The organism is Streptococcus infantis (genome assembly GCF_047464715.1).
Classification (GTDB): domain Bacteria; phylum Bacillota; class Bacilli; order Lactobacillales; family Streptococcaceae; genus Streptococcus; species Streptococcus infantis_S.
This window is the reverse complement of record NZ_JASHBJ010000002.1, coordinates 273,695-293,973: the sequence shown is the minus strand read 5'-3', so window position 1 is coordinate 293,973 and position 20,279 is coordinate 273,695. Positions and strand designations below refer to the sequence as shown.

Annotated in this window: 20 protein-coding genes and 1 pseudogene; 20 read left to right on the top strand and 1 reads right to left on the bottom strand. The window is 40.4% G+C overall.

Annotation, left to right across the window (positions count from 1 at the left end; genetic code table 11):
• Positions 1-73: 73 nt before the first annotated feature.
• The 18 genes and pseudogenes from QM419_RS06220 to rpmH all read left to right on the top strand — a co-directional run.
• A pseudogene (locus QM419_RS06220) lies at positions 74-205 on the top strand (ABC transporter ATP-binding protein); the annotation flags it as partial.
• 483 nt (positions 206-688) lie between these two features.
• Complete coding sequence (nagA, locus tag QM419_RS06215; protein ID WP_414278237.1) at positions 689-1,840, top strand: N-acetylglucosamine-6-phosphate deacetylase; 1,152 nt, start codon at positions 689-691, stop codon at positions 1,838-1,840.
• Positions 1,841-2,006: 166 nt separating this feature from the next.
• On the top strand, positions 2,007-2,384 hold the full coding sequence (locus tag QM419_RS06210; RefSeq protein WP_036752150.1) for a DUF1033 family protein: 378 nt from the start codon (positions 2,007-2,009) through the stop codon (positions 2,382-2,384).
• A gap of 53 nt (positions 2,385-2,437) precedes the next feature.
• Positions 2,438-3,379, top strand: a complete 942-nt coding sequence (comGA, locus tag QM419_RS06205; RefSeq protein ID WP_070676995.1) for a competence type IV pilus ATPase ComGA — start codon at positions 2,438-2,440, stop codon at positions 3,377-3,379.
• Positions 3,300-4,343, top strand: coding sequence for a competence type IV pilus assembly protein ComGB (comGB, locus tag QM419_RS06200; protein WP_254724597.1), 1,044 nt, complete (start codon positions 3,300-3,302; stop codon positions 4,341-4,343). The genes comGA and comGB overlap by 80 nt, the downstream gene beginning before the upstream one ends.
• A complete protein-coding gene (gene comGC, locus QM419_RS06195) occupies positions 4,344-4,667 on the top strand; it encodes a competence type IV pilus major pilin ComGC (protein ID WP_024053805.1) in 324 nt (107 codons plus the stop codon). It abuts the gene before it with no gap.
• Positions 4,630-5,064, top strand: coding sequence for a competence type IV pilus minor pilin ComGD (gene comGD, locus QM419_RS06190; protein ID WP_024053804.1), 435 nt, complete (start codon positions 4,630-4,632; stop codon positions 5,062-5,064). The genes comGC and comGD overlap by 38 nt, the downstream gene beginning before the upstream one ends.
• On the top strand, positions 5,027-5,329 hold the full coding sequence (comGE, locus tag QM419_RS06185) for a competence type IV pilus minor pilin ComGE (protein WP_024053803.1): 303 nt from the start codon (positions 5,027-5,029) through the stop codon (positions 5,327-5,329). Before comGD ends, comGE begins: the two co-directional genes overlap by 38 nt.
• A complete protein-coding gene (gene comGF / locus QM419_RS06180) occupies positions 5,292-5,753 on the top strand; it encodes a competence type IV pilus minor pilin ComGF (RefSeq protein WP_320694052.1) in 462 nt (153 codons plus the stop codon). The genes comGE and comGF overlap by 38 nt, the downstream gene beginning before the upstream one ends.
• A complete protein-coding gene (gene comGG / locus QM419_RS06175) occupies positions 5,731-6,168 on the top strand; it encodes a competence type IV pilus minor pilin ComGG (RefSeq protein ID WP_254724593.1) in 438 nt (145 codons plus the stop codon). Before comGF ends, comGG begins: the two co-directional genes overlap by 23 nt.
• Positions 6,169-6,226: 58 nt before the next feature.
• Positions 6,227-6,943 (top strand): histidine phosphatase family protein, encoded by a 717-nt coding sequence (locus QM419_RS06170; protein ID WP_414278236.1) that lies wholly within the window; start codon positions 6,227-6,229, stop codon positions 6,941-6,943.
• Positions 6,944-7,119: 176 nt separating this feature from the next.
• The gene (locus QM419_RS06165) at positions 7,120-8,826 is read left to right on the top strand and encodes an ABC transporter ATP-binding protein (protein ID WP_414278235.1); all 1,707 of its coding nucleotides are present in this window, start codon (positions 7,120-7,122) and stop codon (positions 8,824-8,826) included.
• A gap of 1 nt (position 8,827) precedes the next feature.
• The gene (locus QM419_RS06160; protein ID WP_414278234.1) at positions 8,828-10,594 is read left to right on the top strand and encodes an ABC transporter ATP-binding protein; all 1,767 of its coding nucleotides are present in this window, start codon (positions 8,828-8,830) and stop codon (positions 10,592-10,594) included.
• A 288-nt stretch (positions 10,595-10,882) separates the two neighbouring features.
• Complete coding sequence (locus tag QM419_RS06155; RefSeq protein ID WP_414278233.1) at positions 10,883-11,572, top strand: gamma-glutamyl-gamma-aminobutyrate hydrolase family protein; 690 nt, start codon at positions 10,883-10,885, stop codon at positions 11,570-11,572.
• A gap of 170 nt (positions 11,573-11,742) precedes the next feature.
• A complete protein-coding gene (locus tag QM419_RS06150; RefSeq protein ID WP_000018248.1) occupies positions 11,743-13,092 on the top strand; it encodes a glucose-6-phosphate isomerase in 1,350 nt (449 codons plus the stop codon).
• A gap of 131 nt (positions 13,093-13,223) precedes the next feature.
• Entirely contained in the window at positions 13,224-14,684 is a 1,461-nt protein-coding gene (gltX, locus tag QM419_RS06145; protein ID WP_414278232.1) for a glutamate--tRNA ligase, read from the top strand.
• Between the two features lie 473 nt (positions 14,685-15,157).
• Entirely contained in the window at positions 15,158-16,372 is a 1,215-nt protein-coding gene (locus QM419_RS06140; protein WP_214262499.1) for a pyridoxal phosphate-dependent aminotransferase, read from the top strand.
• 144 nt (positions 16,373-16,516) lie between these two features.
• Entirely contained in the window at positions 16,517-16,651 is a 135-nt protein-coding gene (rpmH, locus tag QM419_RS06135; RefSeq protein ID WP_000831905.1) for a 50S ribosomal protein L34, read from the top strand.
• A gap of 181 nt (positions 16,652-16,832) precedes the next feature.
• On the opposite strand, the gene QM419_RS06130 is transcribed toward rpmH, so the two are convergent.
• Positions 16,833-18,677, bottom strand: a complete 1,845-nt coding sequence (locus QM419_RS06130; RefSeq protein ID WP_414278231.1) for an APC family permease — start codon at positions 18,675-18,677, stop codon at positions 16,833-16,835.
• Positions 18,678-18,832: 155 nt separating this feature from the next.
• Here QM419_RS06130 and QM419_RS06125 point away from each other — a divergent pair, with 155 nt between their 5' ends.
• Both QM419_RS06125 and rnmV read left to right on the top strand, forming a co-directional pair.
• Positions 18,833-19,609, top strand: coding sequence for a TatD family hydrolase (locus QM419_RS06125; RefSeq protein WP_414278230.1), 777 nt, complete (start codon positions 18,833-18,835; stop codon positions 19,607-19,609).
• A complete protein-coding gene (rnmV, locus tag QM419_RS06120) occupies positions 19,606-20,169 on the top strand; it encodes a ribonuclease M5 (RefSeq protein WP_414278229.1) in 564 nt (187 codons plus the stop codon). Before QM419_RS06125 ends, rnmV begins: the two co-directional genes overlap by 4 nt.
• Positions 20,170-20,279 lie beyond the last annotated feature (110 nt).

Genomic DNA, 20,279 nt, shown 5'->3' with positions numbered 1-20,279 from the left:
ACCGCTTATCCCAAAAGGCCGTTTTTTAAACGGCTTTTTTGCTAGACTGATACTGTCAAAAAGGAGAGAGAACATGATATTACCAGCTAAAAACATCAGTAAACGGTATGGAAATCATCTAGTGGTTGATCATATTCACCTACAGTTTGAAAAGGGAACGTTTAATGCGATTCTAGGACCAAATGGGGCAAGGAAATCAACGACTGAGAAATAAGATTATTGACTCACTATTTATGGAAGTAGTTATTTAAGAGAGAAAGATGAGTTACCAAAAAGTTACTAAAATTTAAAAAATGAGTCTATTTTGCAAGATTCAAAAGTTCTAAAACCCTATTAAATCAAGGTTATAAGATTTAAAAAATGGGTTCATAGAACTCAAAATCCAGTGTCCGCAAGGACGTGCCGGTTCGACCCCGGCCGCCGGTATAGTAATAAAGACAAGGTTTATTAGCCTTGTCTTTTTATTTTTTCTTCCAGAGTTACTTAATATTACTTATATTTTTCAAAATTTTTCTTTTAAAGATTAATGTTTAATATTTTAGTTTTTACTATATGTTTACTAAATCTTAATTTATTTCTTGTAATTTTTAACTATAACAGGTCTATACCATTTACAAATTGGTAAGAAAGGTTTATAATGTAATTGACATAATAAATATTAAATTAATCAATTACGGAGGTTATCATTATGCCTAAATATATTAAAGCAGATCAATTTTTCTATCCTCATGGTGTTCGCCGTGGCGGTTTTCTTGAACTAGTCGATGGTAAATTTGGTAAGCATGTAGATCAAGTGCCAGAGGGTTCTGAAATTATTGATTATAGTGGTTATTGTATTGCCCCAGGTCTTGTGGATACTCACATTCATGGTTTTGGTGGGGTTGATGTTATGGATAATAACATTGAAGGTACGCTTCATACAATGAGTGAGGGTCTACTTAGTACGGGTGTAACCAGCTTTTTGCCAACAACTTTGACATCTTCATATGAGCAGTTATTAGCAGTAACTGAAAATATTGGGGCACGTTACAAAGAAGCGACTGGGGCCAAGATTCGTGGTATTTATTTTGAAGGTCCTTACTTTACTGAAAAGTATAAGGGGGCTCAAAATCCAGCTTACATGAAGGATCCTCGAATGGATGAGTTTCGTGCTTGGCAGAAAGCTGCTAATGGCCTTCTTAATAAGATTGCGCTTGCTCCAGAACGTGAAGGTGTAGAAGACTTTGTTCGTACTATTACTGGAGAAGGTGTAACGGTTGCTCTTGGTCACTCTAATGCAACATTTGATGAAGCTAAAAAAGCTGTTGATGCTGGAGCAAGTGTATGGGTACATGCTTATAACGGTATGCGTGGTTTGACTCATCGTGAACTTGGGATGGTTGGTGCCATGTATGAATTGCCTCATACTTACGCAGAGTTGATTTGCGATGGTCATCATGTGGATCCTAAAGCTTGTGATATTCTTCTTAAACAAAAAGGTACTGAAAATATTGCTCTTATTACAGACTGTATGACAGCTGGTGGTTTACAAGATGGTGACTATATGTTGGGAGAATTCCCAGTTGTGGTTGAAAATGGGACTGCTCGTCTTAAATCTACAGGGAACTTGGCAGGTTCTATTCTCAAACTTAAAGACGGTTTGAAAAATGTTGTTGAATGGGGTATTGCAAATCCTCATGAAGCAGTCATGATGGCCAGTCTCAACCCAGCAAAATCAGTTCACATTGATGATGTATGTGGACAAATCCGTGAAGGTTACGATGCTGATTTTATCGTTCTTGATAAAGATTTGGAATTGGTAGCAACTTATCTCGATGGGGAAAAACGTTATCAAGCTTAGAAACATAAAGCAGTGACTAGTTTTAGTTGCTGCTTTTTCGTTAGCTATATTATATTGTGTGTTTTGGTTAATGAGAAACTCCTTAAGGTAGTTACTGAAAGCGAGCAAATTTCTTTCATTGTTCTTAAAATTTCGCTATAATATACGATACAAAGGAAATGAAACGATGTATCGAGTTATAGAAATGTACGGGGATTTTGAACCTTGGTGGTTCATAGAAGGATGGGAAGAAGACGTCATTAGTAGTAAGAAATTTGAAAATTACTATGATGCCTTGAAGTATTATAAATCTTGCTGGTTTGAACTGGAAAAGAAAATTCCACTATATAAAAGTCGAGGAGACTTAATGACCATATTTTGGAATCCGGAGGATAAGCGTTGGTGTGAGGAATGTGATGAATTTCTGCAGCAATATCATTCCTTGGCTTTACTGGAAGATGGTCAAGTTATACCAGATGAAAAATTCAGACCGGGTTATGAAAAACAAACTGGTTTAGAAATCCACCGGACGTGTCGCATCAAAAAAGATGGAACAACTTTTTAATAAAGTTGTTCTTTTTTTTGTATTTTCTTCGAATAATTAACTGAGGAGGGAATATGGTACAAGCACTTGCACAAGAATTGATTAGTCTCGCAAAAAAGGATGGAGCTCAGGATATCTATTTTATTCCCAAGGACAAGGGTTATGAGTTGCATATGCGAATAGGTGATGAAAGGCGTTTGATTAATAGCTATGACTTTGAAAAGTTGGGCGCAGTGATTAGTCATTTTAAATTTATTGCGGGGATGAATGTTGGAGAAAAGCGTCGTAGTCAGCTTGGGTCCTGTGATTATCAGCATGATGGCAAGGTTTCTTCACTCCGCTTATCGACGGTAGGAGATTATCGTGGTCATGAGAGTTTAGTTATTCGCCTTTTGCACGATGAAGAACAAGAGTTGCGCTTCTGGTTTCAAGACCTTAAGGAACTAGAAAAGGGCTTTAGGCAACGCGGCCTTTATCTATTTGCAGGACCTGTAGGAAGTGGCAAAACTACCTTAATGCATGAATTAGCTAAGTCATTGTTTAAGGGACAACAAGTCATGTCCATTGAGGATCCAGTCGAGATTAAGCAAGAAGAGATGCTGCAATTACAACTCAATGAAGCTATTGGATTGAGTTATGAAAACTTGATAAAACTTTCTTTGCGACACCGACCAGATCTTTTAATCATTGGAGAAATCCGGGATAGCGAAACAGCCCGTGCTGTTGTAAGAGCGAGCTTAACGGGAGCTACAGTGTTTTCGACCATACATGCAAAGAGTATTCGTGGGGTCTATGAGCGTCTTTTAGAACTTGGTGTTAGTGAAGATGAACTCGCAGTTGTTTTACAAGGTGTTTGCTACCAGAGACTAATCGGGGGAGGAGGAATTATTGATTTTGCAAACCAAAATTATTCAGAACACCAGGCAGAAAAGTGGAATGAGCAAATTGATCAGCTTCTTAAAGACGGACATATCACTGCCCTTCAAGCTGAAACGGAGAAAATTAGCTACCAGTAAGCAGAAGAAAATCATCACTCTCTTTAACAATTTGTTTTCTAGTGGTTTTCACTTGGTAGAAATCATTTCCTTTCTTGATAGAAGTCTTTTGTTGGAGAAGGAATATGTTTCGCAGATGCGCCTAGGACTATCGAAAGGAAAATCTTTCTCGGAAATGATGGGGAATTTAGGTTTTTCGAGTGCGATTGTCACTCAGCTTTCATTGGCTGAAGTTCATGGAAATCTCCATTTGAGTTTGGGGAAAATTGAAGAATATTTGGATAATCTTGCTAAGGTCAAGAAGAAGTTAATTGAAGTTGCGACCTACCCACTTATTTTGCTAGCTTTTTTACTGTTAATTATGCTAGGATTGCGGAATTATCTCTTGCCCCAACTGGATAGTAGTAACATAGCTACCTTAGTGATTAGTAACCTGCCACAGATTTTTCTCGGACTTATTCTGGCACTAAGTCTTGCATCTTTAACAGGACTGATATTCTACAGAAAATCTAAGAAGATACAAGTCTTTTCTTATCTGGCTAGAATCCCCTTTTTAGGTGTGTTTGTTCAGTACTATCTAACTGCTTATTATGCTCGGGAATGGGGAAATATGATTGGACAAGGTTTAGAGTTGGCACAGATTTTCCAGATGATGCAGGAGCAAGGAGATCCTCTTTTTAAGGAAATTGGATACGATTTAGATCAATCTTTGCAAAATGGGCATGAATTTTCTAAGGTTGTTCAGAACTATCCCTTCTTTAGAAAGGAGTTGGGATTAATCATTGAATATGGAGAGGTTAAATCCAAGTTGGGAAGCGAATTGGAAATATATGCGGAAAAAACCTGGGAATCCTTCTTTACCCGAGTCAATCGGACCATGAACCTTGTTCAACCACTGGTCTTTATTTTTGTAGCCCTGCTAATCGTTTTATTGTATGCAGCTATGTTGCTGCCAATGTATCAAAATATGGAGGTAAATTTTTAGATGAAAAAAATGATGATGAAATTAAAGGGAACTACGGTAAAAGGGTTCACTCTTGTAGAAATGTTAGTGGTCCTTCTTATCATTAGCGTCCTACTCTTACTGTTTGTGCCAAATCTTACTAAGCAAAAGGATGCAGTCAATGATAAGGGGAAAGCAGCTGTCGTCAAGGTGGTAGAAAGCCAAGCAGAACTGTATAGTCTGGATAAAAATGAAGATGCTAGTCTAAGCAAATTACAGGCAGATGGACGTATCACTGCTGAGCAAGCAAAAGCCTATAAGGAATATCATGCAAAACAAAAGACAAGTCAAACAGTTTCGGATTAGGGCTTTTACTATGCTAGAAAGTTTATTGGTCTTAGGAATAGTCAGCCTGTTAGCCTTGGGTTTGTCAAGTTCAGTTCAGTCGACTTTTGCAGCTGTGGAAGAGCAAATTTTCTTTATGGAGTTTGAGGAACTTTATCGAGAAACACAGAAGCGAAGTCTGGCTAGTCAGCAGAAGATGATCTTAATGTTAGAAGAGAGAAGTATTGGGAATGGCTATCAGAAATTAGCCATCCCTAAAGGCATTCAATTGCAGTCCAATCAGTCAATTACCTTTGATAAGGCTGGAGGGAATTCTTCTCTGGCGAGCGTGAGATTTCAAACGCGAAAAGAAACGATTCGTTATCAATTATATTTAGGAAATGGAAAGATTAAACGTATTCAAGAAGCAAAAAATTAAGGCGGTTATTTTACTGGAAGCAGTGATTTCACTAGCCATTTTTGCCAGTATAGCAACCCTCTTGCTGGGACAGATTCAAGAAAGTAGAAAAAGAGAAGTAGAACTTCTAAAACAGGAAGAAGTTTTGCGAGTGGCTCGTATGGCTTTGCAGACTGGACAAAAGCAGTTGACTGTCAATGGCCTTACGGTTCATGTTGTCTCGAATGAGCGAGGTTTGGAGGTATACCATGGAACGGAGAAATTACTGGCGATTCAAGACAAGTAGGGTCAGAGCTTTCACACTTTTAGAATCCTTGGTTGCCCTTATCGTTATTAGTGGTAGCTTACTCCTCTTTCAAGCTATGAGTCAGCTCTTGGTTTCAGAGGTTCGCTACCAGCAGAGAAGTGAGCAAAAAGAATGGCTCTTATTTGTGGATCAGCTAGAAACAGAGCTGAATCGAGCCCAATTTGAAAAAGTGGAGAATGATAGGCTTTACCTCAAACAGGAAGGCAAACCCATTTCCATGGGTAAATCAAAGTCAAATGATTTCCGGAAAACAGATGCTAGTGGACGTGGTTATCAACCCATGGTCTACGGCCTAAAATCAGCTCGAATTCAAGAAAAAGGGCAGGAGTTGCACTTTCACTTTCAGTTTGAAAAGGGACTAGAGAGGGAATTTATCTATCGTGTTGAAAAAGAAAAAAGTTAGAGCAGGAGTTCTCCTATACGCTGTCACTATTGCTGGAATTTTTAGTCTTTTGTTGCAGTTTTATCTAAATCGGCAACTAGCACATCATCAGGATTATGCCTTAAATAAAGAAAAACTTCTTGCATTTGCTATGGCTAAGAGAACCTATGAAAAAGCTACTTCTGAAAATGGAGAGCAGTCATTTAATGTAGGGAAGTCAACTTATCGAAATGACGAAAAATTCTTCACAACGACTATTGACACAGGAAAAAATCAGTTTGAATTTCACTTTTCTCCTTTAAAAAGGACCGGTCAAAAGTCTGAGAAAACAGAAGACAAGCCCAAAGAAGGAAATGAGGAGAAAACAGAAGAAGGGATCAAAAAAGAGACTGCTAGGTCTTCCAAATTAGCACCTTCAAAGAAGGGCACAGAGTAGTTAGTACGAGGTTTTTACCTGAAATCATGCTATAATAGATACATATGGAGGACCAAAAATGGCAAGTGTAAAATTGTATCTAGTGCGTCATGGGAAAACAATGTTTAATACGATTGGGCGTGCTCAAGGCTGGAGTGATACTCCTTTAACAGCTGAAGGTGAGCGAGGTATTCACGAATTGGGAATTGGTTTGCGTGAGTCAGGCTTAAAGTTTGAGCGTGCTTACTCGAGTGACTCAGGACGTACCATCCAGACTATGGGAATTATCCTTGAGGAACTAGGTTTAACAGGGCAAATTCCTTATCGTATGGATAAGCGAATCCGTGAATGGTGCTTTGGTAGTTTTGATGGTGCTTATGATGGGGACTTATTTATGGGGATTATTCCTCGTATCTTTAATGTCGACCATGTGCATCGTTTGTCCTATGCGGAACTAGCTGAAGGCTTAGTTGAAGTGGATACTGCAGGCTGGGCTGAAGGATGGGAAAAGCTAAGTGGTCGTATCTGGGAAGGCTTTGAAGCCATTGCCAAGGAAATGGAAGCCAATGGTGGAGGAAATGCACTGGTAGTCAGCCATGGAATGACTATTGGTACCATTGTTTATTTAATTAACGGCATGCATCCGCATGGTCTTGATAATGGTAGTGTCACAATTCTCGAGTACCAAGATGGTCAGTTCTCAGTTGAGATTGTTGGGGACCGTAGCTACCGTGAAATTGGTCGAGCTAAGTTAGAAGAACAAGCTAGTTCAGAACAAGCTAGTTCAGAACAATAAAATTCAGTACTAAATGAAAATGATTAATAGGATGCTAATGTCTTGATTCACAAGCTTGCGAGAGCTGAGTGCTTTGACAATAGCATTCTTTTTTGTTAGAATAGCATCAACATGAAAGCATAAGAAGGGACTGACAGAGCTGTCGTTCCCTTTTGTCTATCTTATAAGGGGGAAATATGCTGTTTCAGAAAATAAAAGCCTATAAATGGCAGGCTCTGGCTTCCTTAATTATGACAGGTCTAATGGTAACGAGTTCACTCCTGCAGCCACGTTATTTGCAGGAGGTTTTAGAGGCACTGCTAACAGGTGATAATGAAGCTATTTATAATATTGGTTTTTGGTTGATTCTTGTTGCCTTGATTGGTTTGGTCGCAGGTGGTATCAATGTTGTGTTAGCGGCCTATATTGCGCAAGGAGTTTCTTCTGACCTAAGGGAAGATGCCTTTCGTAAGATTCAAACTTTTTCATACGCCAATATTGAGAAGTTTAATGCAGGGAATCTCGTTGTGCGTATGACCAACGATATCAATCAGATTCAAAACGTCGTTATGATGACCTTCCAAATCCTCTTTCGACTACCGATTTTATTTATTGGTTCCTTTATATTAGCTGTTGTCACCTTGCCTTCGTTGTGGTGGGTGCTGGTTCTTATGGTCGTTTTGATCGTTGCTATGACAGGTCTTATGATGGGGATGATGGGACCACGCTTTGCAAAATTCCAGACCTTATTGGAGCGTATCAATGCCATTGCTAAAGAAAATTTACGTGGTGTGCGCGTGGTTAAGTCTTTTGTCCGAGAAAAAGATCAATTTAATAAGTTTACGCAAGTGTCAGATGAGTTGCTGGGAGAAAACCTTTATATCGGCTATGCTTTTTCTATTGTTCAACCTGCAATGATGTTGATTTCTTACGGTGCTGTCTTTCTTTCAATCTGGCTTGTAGCAGGTATGGCAGAGTCAGATCCTTCAGTGGTTGGTTCCATTGCTTCCTTTGTAAGCTACTTGAGTCAGATTATCTTTACCATCGTTATGGTCGGATTTTTGGGGAATTCAGTTACTCGTGCCATGATTTCCCTCCGTCGTATTCGTGAAATCCTGGATACAGAACCAGCTATGACCTTTAAGAATGTGGAAGATGAAGATTTGGAAGGAAGTCTCAGTTTTGAAAATGTGACCTTTACCTATCCAAATGATGAAGAACCTATCCTAAAAGATGTATCCTTCGATATTGCAGCTGGTGAGATGGTTGGGGTTGTCGGAGCAACTGGTGCAGGGAAATCAACCTTGGCTCAGTTGATTCCACGACTGTTTGATCCTCAGCAAGGTACTATCAAAATTGGCGGAAAGGACATTCGTACAGTTAGTGAAGGGACACTTCGCAAAACAGTTTCTATCGTCTTACAGAGAGCCATTCTTTTTAGTGGAACCATCGCAGATAACCTCAGACAAGGTAAGGGAGATGCGACGGTTTCAGAAATGGAACGCGCAGCTCGTATCGCACAAGCTAGTGAATTTATCAGTCGCATGGACTTGGCCTTTGAAAGTCCGGTTGAGGAACGTGGGACTAACTTTTCTGGTGGACAAAAACAAAGAATGTCGATTGCGCGTGGGATTGTCAGCAATCCTAAGATATTGATTTTTGATGATTCAACCTCTGCCCTTGATGCTAAATCAGAACGTTTGGTCCAAGAAGCCCTTAACAAGGATTTGAAGGGGACAACTACGATTATCATCGCCCAAAAAATAAGCTCTGTTGTGCATGCGGATAAAATTTTAGTGCTGGATCAAGGTCGCTTGATTGGTCAAGGTAAACATGCTGACTTGGTCGCAACGAATCCCGTTTATCGAGAAATTTACGAAACGCAAAAAGGAAAGGAGGAGTAGGATGAAGACATTTCGATTTTTTTGGAACTATTTTAAAGTTTACAAGATATCCTTTGTCGTTGTTATCACTATGATTATCATTGCAACGGTAGCACAAGCCCTCTTTCCAGTATTTGCAGGTCAAACAGTCACAGAACTGGCTAATTTGGTTATAGCCTATCAAAATGGGAATCCTGATATGGTTTGGCAAAGTCTCTTTGGACTCCTGGTCAATCTTGCCTATATTTTGATTGTTTTAGTAGTGTCTAGTCTCATCTATATGGTCTTGATGAGTCGCATTATTGCCGAATCGACAAATGAAATGCGTAAGGGGCTTTTTGGCAAGCTTTCTCGCTTGACCGTTTCCTTCTTTGACCGTCATCAAGATGGGGATATTCTGTCTCGTTTTACCAGTGACTTGGACAACATCCTCCAGGCTTTCAACGAAAGTCTAGTGTCTGTTATGACCAACATTGCTCTTTATATTGGCTTGCTGATTGTCATGTTTGCAAAAAATGTTACCTTGGCGTTGATTACGACTGCTAGCACTCCGATAGCAGTTGTCATGTTGTTCTTTATCTTAAAGCTAGCGCGGAAATACACCAACCTCCAACAAAAGGAAGTTGGGAAGCTCAATGCTTATATGGATGAGAGTATCTCTGGGCAAAAAGCAGTTATCGTTCAAGGTATCCAAGAGGATGTGATTACTGGTTTTGTTGAGCAAAATGAACGGGTTCGAAAAGCCACTTTTAAGGGAAGAATGTTCTCAGGAATTCTCTTTCCTGTCATGAACGGAATGAGCTTGGTCAACACAGCAGTCGTTATTTTTGTAGGATCAGCTGTCTTACTGAATGATAAGAACATCGAGACAGCAACTGCTCTGGGTTTGATTGTCATGTTTACCCAGTTTTCTCAGCAATATTACCAGCCTATTATCCAATTAGCGGCGAGCTGGGGAAGTTTGCAACTGGCCTTTACAGGTGCAGATCGTATCCAAGAAATGTTTGATGCAGAAGAAGAAATTCGTCCTCAAGATGCTCCAGTCTTTAACGAATTAAAAGATGGTGTGGAGATTCGTAATGTAGACTTCTCCTACCTTCCAGGCAAACCAATTCTGAAAGATGTTAGCATTTCGGCACCAAAAGGAAAAATGATTGCGGTTGTTGGTCCGACAGGTTCAGGGAAAACAACCATCATGAACCTCATCAATCGTTTTTATGATGTGGATGCTGGTAGTATCAGCTTTGATGGAACAGATATCCGCGAGTTTGATTTAGATAGTTTGCGAAGTAAGGTAGGAATTGTCCTACAGGATTCTGTTTTGTTTAGCGGAACCATTCGGGACAATATTCGATTCGGTGTCCCAGATGCTAGTCAGGAGATGGTAGAAGCAGCTGCCAAAGCTACACATATCCATGAATATATCGAAAGTCTACCAGATAAGTACGATACTCTGATTAATGATGATCAGAGCGTATTCTCAACCGGTCAGAAGCAGTTGATTTCTATCGCTCGTACCTTGATGACAGATCCACAGGTCTTAATCTTGGATGAGGCAACATCAAACGTTGATACTGTAACAGAAAGTAAGATTCAAAATGCCATGGAGGCAATTGTAGCTGGAAGAACTAGTTTTGTAATTGCTCACCGCTTGAAAACCATTCTCAATGCTGATCAGATCATTGTCCTTAAGGATGGTGAGGTTATCGAGCAAGGAAACCATCACGAATTACTCAAGCTTGGAGGATTCTACTCCGAACTGTATCACAATCAATTTGTCTTTGAATAATACTCTTCGAACATCTCTTCAAACCACGTCAGCGTCCCTTTGCCGTTTATGTGTTACTGACTTCGTCAGTTCTATCCACAACCTCAAAACTGTGTTTTGAGCAACCTGCGGCTAGCTTCCTAGTTTGCTCTTTGATTTTCATTGAGTATAAGCAAAAAAGTTGTCCTAGTCTGGGGCAACTTTTTCTGATAAAAAAAATTTATCACGGACTTTAAAAAAACATATTAGACAGGTGTGGGGAAGGATGATAAGATAAGATTATCAATCGAAAACGAAAGGAAATCAGTAATGGCAAGAACAGTTGTTGGAGTTGCGGCAAATCTATGTCCCGTGGACGCAGAAGGAAAAAATATTCATTCATCTGTCTCTTGTAAATTCGCTGAGAGTATTCGTCAGGTTGGCGGACTTCCTTTGGTGATTCCAGTTGGTGATGAGTCAGTTGTCCACGACTACGTAGAAATGATTGATAAGCTTATCTTGACTGGAGGACAAAATGTTCATCCACAGTTCTATGGTGAGGAAAAAACGATTGATAGTGATGATTATAACCTAGATCGTGATGAGTTTGAGCTCGCTCTTCTACAAGAAGCATTGCGTCAGAATAAGCCAATCTTAGCCATTTGCCGTGGTGTCCAGCTAGTTAACGTTGCTTTTGGTGGTACGCTCAATCAGGAGATTGAAGGTCACTGGCAAGGTCTACCTTTTGGAACTTCACATTCCATTGAGACAGTTGATGGCAGTGTTGTGTCAAAATTGTTTGGTAAAGAAAGTCAAGTTAACTCAGTTCATCGTCAAAGTATTAAAGATTTGGCACCTAATTTCCGTGTGACGGCTGTGGATCCACGTGACCAAACTGTTGAAGCAATTGAATCCATTGATGAACACCGTATTATTGGTCTCCAGTGGCATCCAGAGTTTCTAGTCAATGAAGAAGATGGAAATTTAGAATTATTTGAGTATTTATTGAATGAATTGTAACGACTAGAAACCTAGTCGTTTTTTTGTTTTGCTTCTTCAAATTTTAATATTGTAACATTTTTTACGCAAACGTTTGAATTATGATAAAATTTGGAAAAATTCAGTATAAAAACTTGAAAAAATCCAAGGTAAGCGTTATGATAGAAAAGAAGAAATTTTGGAGGAATACTATGTCACATATTAAATTTGATTATTCAAAAGTATTAGACAAATTTGTTGCACCACATGAAGTGGAATACATGCAAGCACAAGTTACAGCAGCAGACGAATTGATCCGTAAAGGAACTGGTGCGGGTAGCGACTTCTTGGGTTGGTTGGACCTTCCTGAAAACTACGACCGCGAAGAATTTGACCGCATCTTAAAAGCTGCTGAACAAATCAAATCAGACAGCGATGTTTTGGTCGTGATCGGTATCGGTGGATCATACCTTGGTGCGAAAGCAGCCATTGACTTCTTGAACCACCACTTTGCAAACTTGCAAACAAAAGAAGAACGCAAAGCGCCACAAATCCTTTATGCTGGGAACTCAATCTCATCAACTTACCTTGCTGACTTGGTAGAGTACGTAGCAGACAAAGACTTCTCAGTTAACGTGATTTCTAAATCAGGTACAACTACTGAACCAGCTATCGCTTTCCGTGTCTTCAAAGAACTCTTGGTGAAGAAATACGGTCAAGAAGAAGCTAACAAACGGATCTATGCAACAACTGACCGCCAAAAAGGTGCTGTTAAGGTTGAAGCAGATGCTAACGGTTGGGAAACTTTTGTAGTTCCAGATGATATCGGTGGACGCTTCTCAGTATTGACTGCAGTTGGATTGCTTCCAATCGCTGCATCAGGTGCAGACATCAAAGCCCTTATGGAAGGTGCGAATGCTGCCCGAAAAGACTACACTTCAGACAAACTTTCAGAAAACGAAGCTTACCAATATGCAGCTGTTCGTAACATCCTTTACCGTAAAGGTTATGCAACTGAAATCTTGGTAAACTACGAGCCATCTCTTCAATACTTCTCAGAATGGTGGAAACAATTGGCTGGTGAGTCAGAAGGGAAAGACCAAAAAGGTATTTACCCAACTTCAGCTAACTTCTCAACAGACTTGCACTCATTGGGTCAATTTATCCAAGAAGGAACTCGTATCATGTTTGAAACAGTTGTCCGCGTTGACAAACCTCGTAAGAATGTGATCATCCCTACTTTGGAAGAAGACCTTGACGGACTTGGTTACCTTCAAGGAAAAGACGTTGACTTCGTTAACAAAAAAGCAACTGACGGTGTTCTTCTTGCCCACACTGACGGTGACGTACCAAACATGTACGTGACTCTTCCTGAGCAAGATGCTTTCACTCTTGGATACACTATCTACTTCTTCGAATTGGCTATCGCCCTTTCAGGTTACTTGAATGCTATCAACCCATTTGACCAACCAGGTGTTGAAGCTTACAAACGTAACATGTTTGCCCTTCTTGGTAAACCAGGATTTGAAGAATTGAGCAAAGAACTCAACGCTCGTCTATAATAGATTTAATAAAGAGTGGTTTTACCACTCTTTTTACTATTTCTCGAAAAGAGAAATTGGACTCTGGCACGACTTGTGATATAATATAGAGAGCAAAAAGGCAGACGCCTAGATACTTTATAGGAGAAGATATGTCAAAAGATATTCGTGTGCGTTATGCACCAAGTCCAACAGGACTACTACACATCGGAAATGCCCGTACAGCATTGTTTAACTACTTGTATGCACGCCACCATGGTGGAACTTTTATCATCCGTATCGAAGATACGGACCGCAAGCGTCACGTCGAAGACGGAGAACGTTCCCAGCTTGAAAATCTTCGTTGGTTGGGTATGGACTGGGATGAAAGTCCAGAGACTCATGAAAACTACCGCCAATCAGAGCGTTTGGAACTCTATCAAAAATACATCGATCAATTGCTAGCCGAAGGAAAAGCCTACAAATCTTACGTTACAGAAGAAGAGTTGGCGGCTGAGCGCGAACGCCAAGAAGCAGCTGGCGAAACACCTCGCTACATTAACGAATACCTTGGTATGAGCGAAGAAGAGAAAGCAGCTTATATCGCGGAACGTGAAGCAGCAGGAATCATCCCAACGGTTCGTTTGGCTGTTAATGAATCTGGTATCTACAAATGGCATGATATGGTTAAAGGCGATATCGAATTTGAAGGTGGCAATATCGGTGGGGACTGGGTTATCCAAAAGAAAGATGGCTACCCAACTTACAACTTTGCCGTTGTCATTGATGACCATGATATGCAAATCTCTCACGTCATTCGTGGAGATGACCACATTGCTAATACACCAAAACAGCTCATGGTCTATGAAGCTCTTGGTTGGGAAGCACCAGAATTTGGTCACATGACCTTGATCATCAACTCTGAAACTGGTAAGAAGTTGTCTAAACGCGACACTAATACCCTTCAATTTATCGAAGATTACCGGAAGAAAGGCTACCTTCCAGAAGCAGTCTTTAACTTTATCGCCCTTCTTGGTTGGAATCCTGGTGGGGAAGACGAAATCTTCTCTCGCGAAGAACTCATTCAACTCTTTGATGAAAACCGTCTCAGCAAGTCTCCAGCAGCCTTTGACCAAAAGAAAATGGACTGGATGAGCAATGACTATATCAAGAATGCAGACCTTGAGACTATTTTTGAAATGGCGAAACCATTCCTTGAAGAAGCAGGACGTTTGACAGACAAGGCTAAAAAATTGGTGGAACTCTACAAACCACAAATGAAGTCAGTTGACGAAATCGTTCCATTGACAGATCTCTTCTTCTCAGACTTCCCAGAATTAACCGAAGCTGAGAAAGAAGTCATGGCTGGTGAAACTGTGCCAACGGTTCTTGAAGCCTTCAAGGCTAAGCTTGAAGCTATGTCAGATGACGAGTTTGTGGTAGAAAATATCTTCCCACAAATCAAAGCAGTCCAAAAAGAAACAGGTATCAAAGGGAAGAACCTCTTCATGCCTATCCGTATCGCCGTTTCAGGTGAAATGCATGGTCCTGAATTGCCAGATACTATTTACTTGCTTGGTCGTGAAAAATCAATCCAACACATTGAAAAAATGTTGGCTGAAATTGCGAAATAGAAGATGAAAAGAACTCATATATTGAGTTCTTTTTTGTGTATACTTATTTGAAAATGCAAAGATTTTAGTGTATAATATAAGGTGACAGGGCAAGGAAAATAAAGTAATGCGATGGTACATTCTTTACAATGAGACTCGTATTAGCCCAGACATTACATTTAATGTTGGTGAGTCTACTTATTTTTTCTTTGCGTTTTGCTGGAAGGGAGGAGAGATTCTTTCGGCCATGCAGATACCATCCATTACAAAGACTTTGTTTTCGATTATGAGAGTTTTTCTATAAGGATGTTGGTCGCTATTGGCCAGCTTTTAGAGCACCTATCTACTCTTTCTTCTCCAAATATAGAAAGAAATCGACCTTGCTCTGTTACCTTGCGTTAAGCAAGGTTTTTTTGAGGAAAAGCGCTAGGAAATTTACGATTTCGTTTTGGAGTGGTATAATATTAACTATCCTGATGAATAGAGGAATTCAAATGAAAGAATTTAATAAATCAATCAAATTAGAACATGTGGCTTATGATATTCGTGGTCCAGTTTTGGAAGAAGCTATGCGCATGCGTGCAAATGGAGAAAAAATTCTCCGTTTGAATACAGGAAACCCAGCTGAGTTTGGTTTTACAGCACCAGATGAGGTGATTCATGACCTAATTATGAATGCGCGTGATAGCGAAGGTTATTCAGATTCAAAAGGAATCTTTTCAGCTCGTAAAGCGATCATGCAATATTGCCAACTGAAAAATTTCCCAAATGTAGGTATCGATGATATCTACCTTGGAAATGGAGTTAGTGAGCTGATTGTAATGTCTATGCAGGGGCTTTTGGACAATGGCGATGAAGTCTTAGTTCCTATGCCTGACTATCCTCTCTGGACGGCTGCTGTCAGCTTGGCCGGAGGAAATGCCGTGCACTACATCTGTGATGAAGAAGCTGAATGGTATCCAGACCTAGATGATATCAAGTCTAAGATTAGTTCAAATACCAAGGCCATTGTGTTGATCAATCCGAATAATCCAACGGGGGCCCTCTATCCCAAAGAACTCTTGCTAGATATTATTGAGATTGCTCGCCAAAATGACTTGATTATCTTTGCGGATGAAATCTACGATCGTATGGTTATGGACGGCAATGTCCACACACCAGTAGCAAGTTTGGCTCCAGACCTTTTCTGTGTTAGCATGAATGGTCTATCTAAATCTCACCGTATCGCTGGTTTCCGTGTTGGTTGGATGGTCTTGTCTGGACCTAAACATCACGTAAAAGGCTACATTGAAGGTCTCAATATGCTCTCAAACATGCGCCTCTGTTCGAATGTACTTGCCCAGCAGGTAGTTCAAACCTCCCTTGGTGGTCATCAGTCGGTGGATGAATTGCTCTTACCAGGTGGTCGCATCTACGAGCAAAGAAACTTCATTTATAATGCCATTCAAGATATTCCTGGTTTGTCTGCTGTTAAACCAAAAGCAGGTCTTTATATCTTCCCTAAAATTGATCGTAATATGTACCGTATCGACGATGATGAACAATTTGTCCTTAATTTCTTGAAACAAGAAAAGGTGCTTTTAGTACATGGGCGTGGCTTTAACTGGAAAGATCCAGACCACTTCCGTATTGTTTATCTTCCACGTGTCGATGAGTTGGCCCAAATCCAAGAAAAGATGACTCGTTTCTTGAAGCAGTATCGTAGATAAGGCTTTCATAGCAAAAAAGCTGGAAACATTTGTCAGAGCTATTGACAAATAAGTAAGAATCAGATAGAATAGTAAAGTATGTTTAGTAACTGATCACTTTATAGCCGGCTAAACGAATACAAAATCTATGAGGAGGTATTCATCGTGAAACGTACTTATCAACCAAGTAAACTTCGTCGTGCGCGCAAACACGGATTCCGTAACCGTATGTCAACTAAAAACGGTCGTCGCGTATTGGCAGCTCGTCGTCGCAAAGGACGCAAAGTTTTGGCTGCATAATCCAAACGAATTAAACAAAGAAGTCAGTAGGAACTCGAGCCTACTGACTTTTCTGTTATCTAAAAGAGAATGTTCTAAGGTGATTGATTTAGTCTGAAAACTTTAGAAGATGTATTGGAAAGCTGATATATAGAAAAAAGCTCAAAACCAGAGGTTAAGTTTTCTGGTTTTGAGCTTTTCTTTATTCTTTCAAATGATAAGAGTAGCTAGCAACGACGACATCTTCGTGCCATCTGAGAGCGTATTTCAATTTGAGGCTCATTTGATTGTGGAGGATATTTTGCCAAGGTTTGTTAGGGATAAATTGAGGTACTAGAACTGTAACTGTGTAGTTCTTTTTCTTGGCTTCTTGAGAGATTTTTCGAACATATCGAACTGTAGGTGTGATGATATCGCGATAGCTAGTAGTAATATTTTTGAGAGTGATATTTGGGAAGTAGTCGGCAAATTCTTGGAGGATTTCTTGGTCTTTTGCTTCAGTTTCTTTGGTGGAAATGTGCATGGCCAAAACCTCATCTCCAATACTTTGAGCGTAGTTAATCGCTCCAACGCTGACTCGAGTAACATTTCCTACTAAGACAAGGACGACATTACCATCGTAGGTTTTCTTTTGAATTCCTTCATAAAGTCGAAGTTGTTTGGCCACCTTTTGGTAATGATTGTGGATGGACAAAAAGAGGAAGGTTAAGACTAGGATAATTGGGAAGAAGGGCCAGATATCTCCAAGTCTGAAGAAGAGTAGGATAAGAACGATAGCGTAACAAATGATGGCTCCGAGGATATTTGCAAAGGCAGATTTTAAGAAATGAGAACCTTTTTCTTTTTTCCAGTGGCGAATCATTCCTGTTTGAGAAAGTGCAAAAGGAACGAAAACTCCGATAGTATAGAGAGGAATCAAGCGTTCCGTATTTCCGTTAAAAATGAGCAGAAGGATCATAGCGCCAAAGGCCAAGGTCAAAATACCGTTTGAGTAACCTAGACGATCTCCTTTTTCCATAAAAAGATGGGGCATGTACTTGTTTTTAGCCATATTGTAAGCCAACATCGGAAAGGCAGAAAAACCAGTATTTGCAGCTACGGCAAGGATAAGAGCTGTTGAAAATTGGAAGAGATAATAAACAACTTGACCGAGAGCTGAATCCCCTAAAATTCCTTTAGCCATCTGTGAAAGGATTGTTTCTCCGTGTTGAGGAGTAATCCCCATCCAGTAGTTTAGGAAGGTAATTCCTGCAAATAGAAATCCAAGAATCAGAGACATGATGGTCAGTGTCTGAGCAGCGTTCTTCTCTTTAGGAGTTTTGAAAAATGGAACAGCATTTGAGATGGCTTCAACCCCGGTTAATGAAGCTGAACCGCTGGTAAAGGCTCTTAAAATCAGGACGATTGAGAGACTTGGGACAGTTTGACCAATTGCAGAAGTTGCATGATAGCTGAGAGAACCTGTCAATAGTTGGAAGAGGCCAAACAATAAGAGGAAGACCGTGCTAAAGATAAAGAGATAGACAGGGATCATCAGCGAACTAGCAGATTCCCTCAAGCCTCGCAGATTCAAAAGCATGAGTAAACAGACCAGAAAAATGGAAATGTGGAGGTTGTAGGGATGGAGAGCAGGAAGTGCTGCTGTGATAGCATCAGCTCCTGCAGCCACGGATACGGCTACTGTCAGCATGTAGTCAACAAGCAGACTTCCCCCAGCAATCAAACCGAGCTCAGGAGAAAGATTTTCTCGTGTTACCATATAGGCACCCCCACCTTGAGGGTAGGCGTGAATGATTTGTCGGTAAGAAATGGTTAGACTAGCAAGTAGCAAGAGGACAAAAATGCCGATAGGGAGGCTCCACCAAATAGCAAGCGGAGATAGGCTAGCCAAGACAAGGACGACCTGCTCAGGTCCATAGGCGATAGATGAAAGGGCATCGCTTGAGAGCATTGCAAGTGCCTGTGTTTTTCCAAGTAGCCCTCCTTCGCCTTCAGTTAAGGACTTGAGAGGACGACCGATAAAGGTATATTTTAGTTTTGTAAACATTTTCTTTCCTTTTTTGAAATTTTCAACAAGAGCTATTATACTGCTATGAAAAAATACCGTCAAGGGAAAATCATTGATTTCAAAATATTTTTTTCCTATAAGGATGCGACTAGTTTTTTGGTATAATAGAAAGTAGAAAAAACGAGGAAATATAAATGATTTTTGATACTCATACACATTTAAATATAGAGGAATTTTTGGGACGTGAAGAAGAAGAGCTTGCCTTAGCAGCGGAAATGGGTGTAACTCGGATGAATATTGTTGGTTTTGACAAACCGACGATTAAGCGCGCCCTAGAGTTGGTGGAAGAATATGACCAACTCTATGCGACAATTGGATGGCATCCAACAGAAGCAGGAGATTATACAGAGGATATTGAGAATTACTTGCTAGAAAAACTAAAACATCCAAAAGTTGTTGCCCTAGGTGAGATTGGTTTGGACTATCACTGGATGACAGCGCCTAAAGAAGTTCAAGAGAAGGTTTTCCGTCGTCAGATTCAGCTATCAAAGGAATTGGACTTACCTTTTGTAGTTCACACCCGTGATGCGCTCGAAGATACCTATGAGATTATCAAGAGCGAAGGAGTCGGTCCCCGTGGCGGCATCATGCACTCTTTCTCAGGTTCTCTGGAGTGGGCTGAAAAGTTTGTGGAGCTAGGTATGACTATTTCCTTTTCTGGGGTGGTGACTTTCAAAAAGGCAACAGACATTCAGGAAGCAGCTAGAGAGTTACCTTTGGACAAGATTTTGGTAGAGACAGATGCCCCTTACTTGGCGCCCGTTCCCAAACGTGGTCGTGAAAATAAGACAGCTTACACGCGCTATGTAGTGGACTTTATCGCCAACTTGCGCGACATGACGACAGAAGAATTAGCTGCTGTGACAAGTGCTAATGCAGAAGGCATCTTTGGATTGGAACATAAATCATGAAAGAGAAAATTTCCCAAGTCATCGTAGTCGAAGGGCGTGATGATACGGCAAATCTAAAACGCTACTTTGATGTGGAGACCTATGAGACTCGTGGATCGGCTATTAATGAGCAGGACCTGGAGCGTATCCAACGTCTACATGAACGTCATGGGGTGATTGTCTTTACAGATCCTGATTTTAATGGGGAGCGGATTCGTCGGATGATAATGACGGCTATTCCGACAGTTCAACACGCCTTTCTCAAACGAGACGAGGCAGTGCCTAAGTCTAAGACCAAGGGACGTTCTCTAGGAATCGAACATGCCAGCTACGAGGACCTGAAAACAGCACTGGCTCAAGTAACAGAGCAGTTTGAGGTAGAAAGTGACTTTGACATTAGCCGCAGTGACTTGATTCGGCTTGGTTTTCTAGCGGGAGCGGATAGCCGAAAACGCAGAGAATATCTAGGAGAAAGCCTTCGTATCGGCTATTCCAATGGCAAACAACTCCTCAAGCGTTTGGAATTATTTGGGATTAGCTTGGCTGAAGTGGAAGATGCCATGAAATCTTATGAGAATTGAGAAACCACCCCAAAATACCAAGGGAATATGATACAATAGAAGTAATCATATACGGTTTAATCAGGCTTGGCTGCAAGCATTAGAAAAATGACTCCATAGAATTTGTGTTG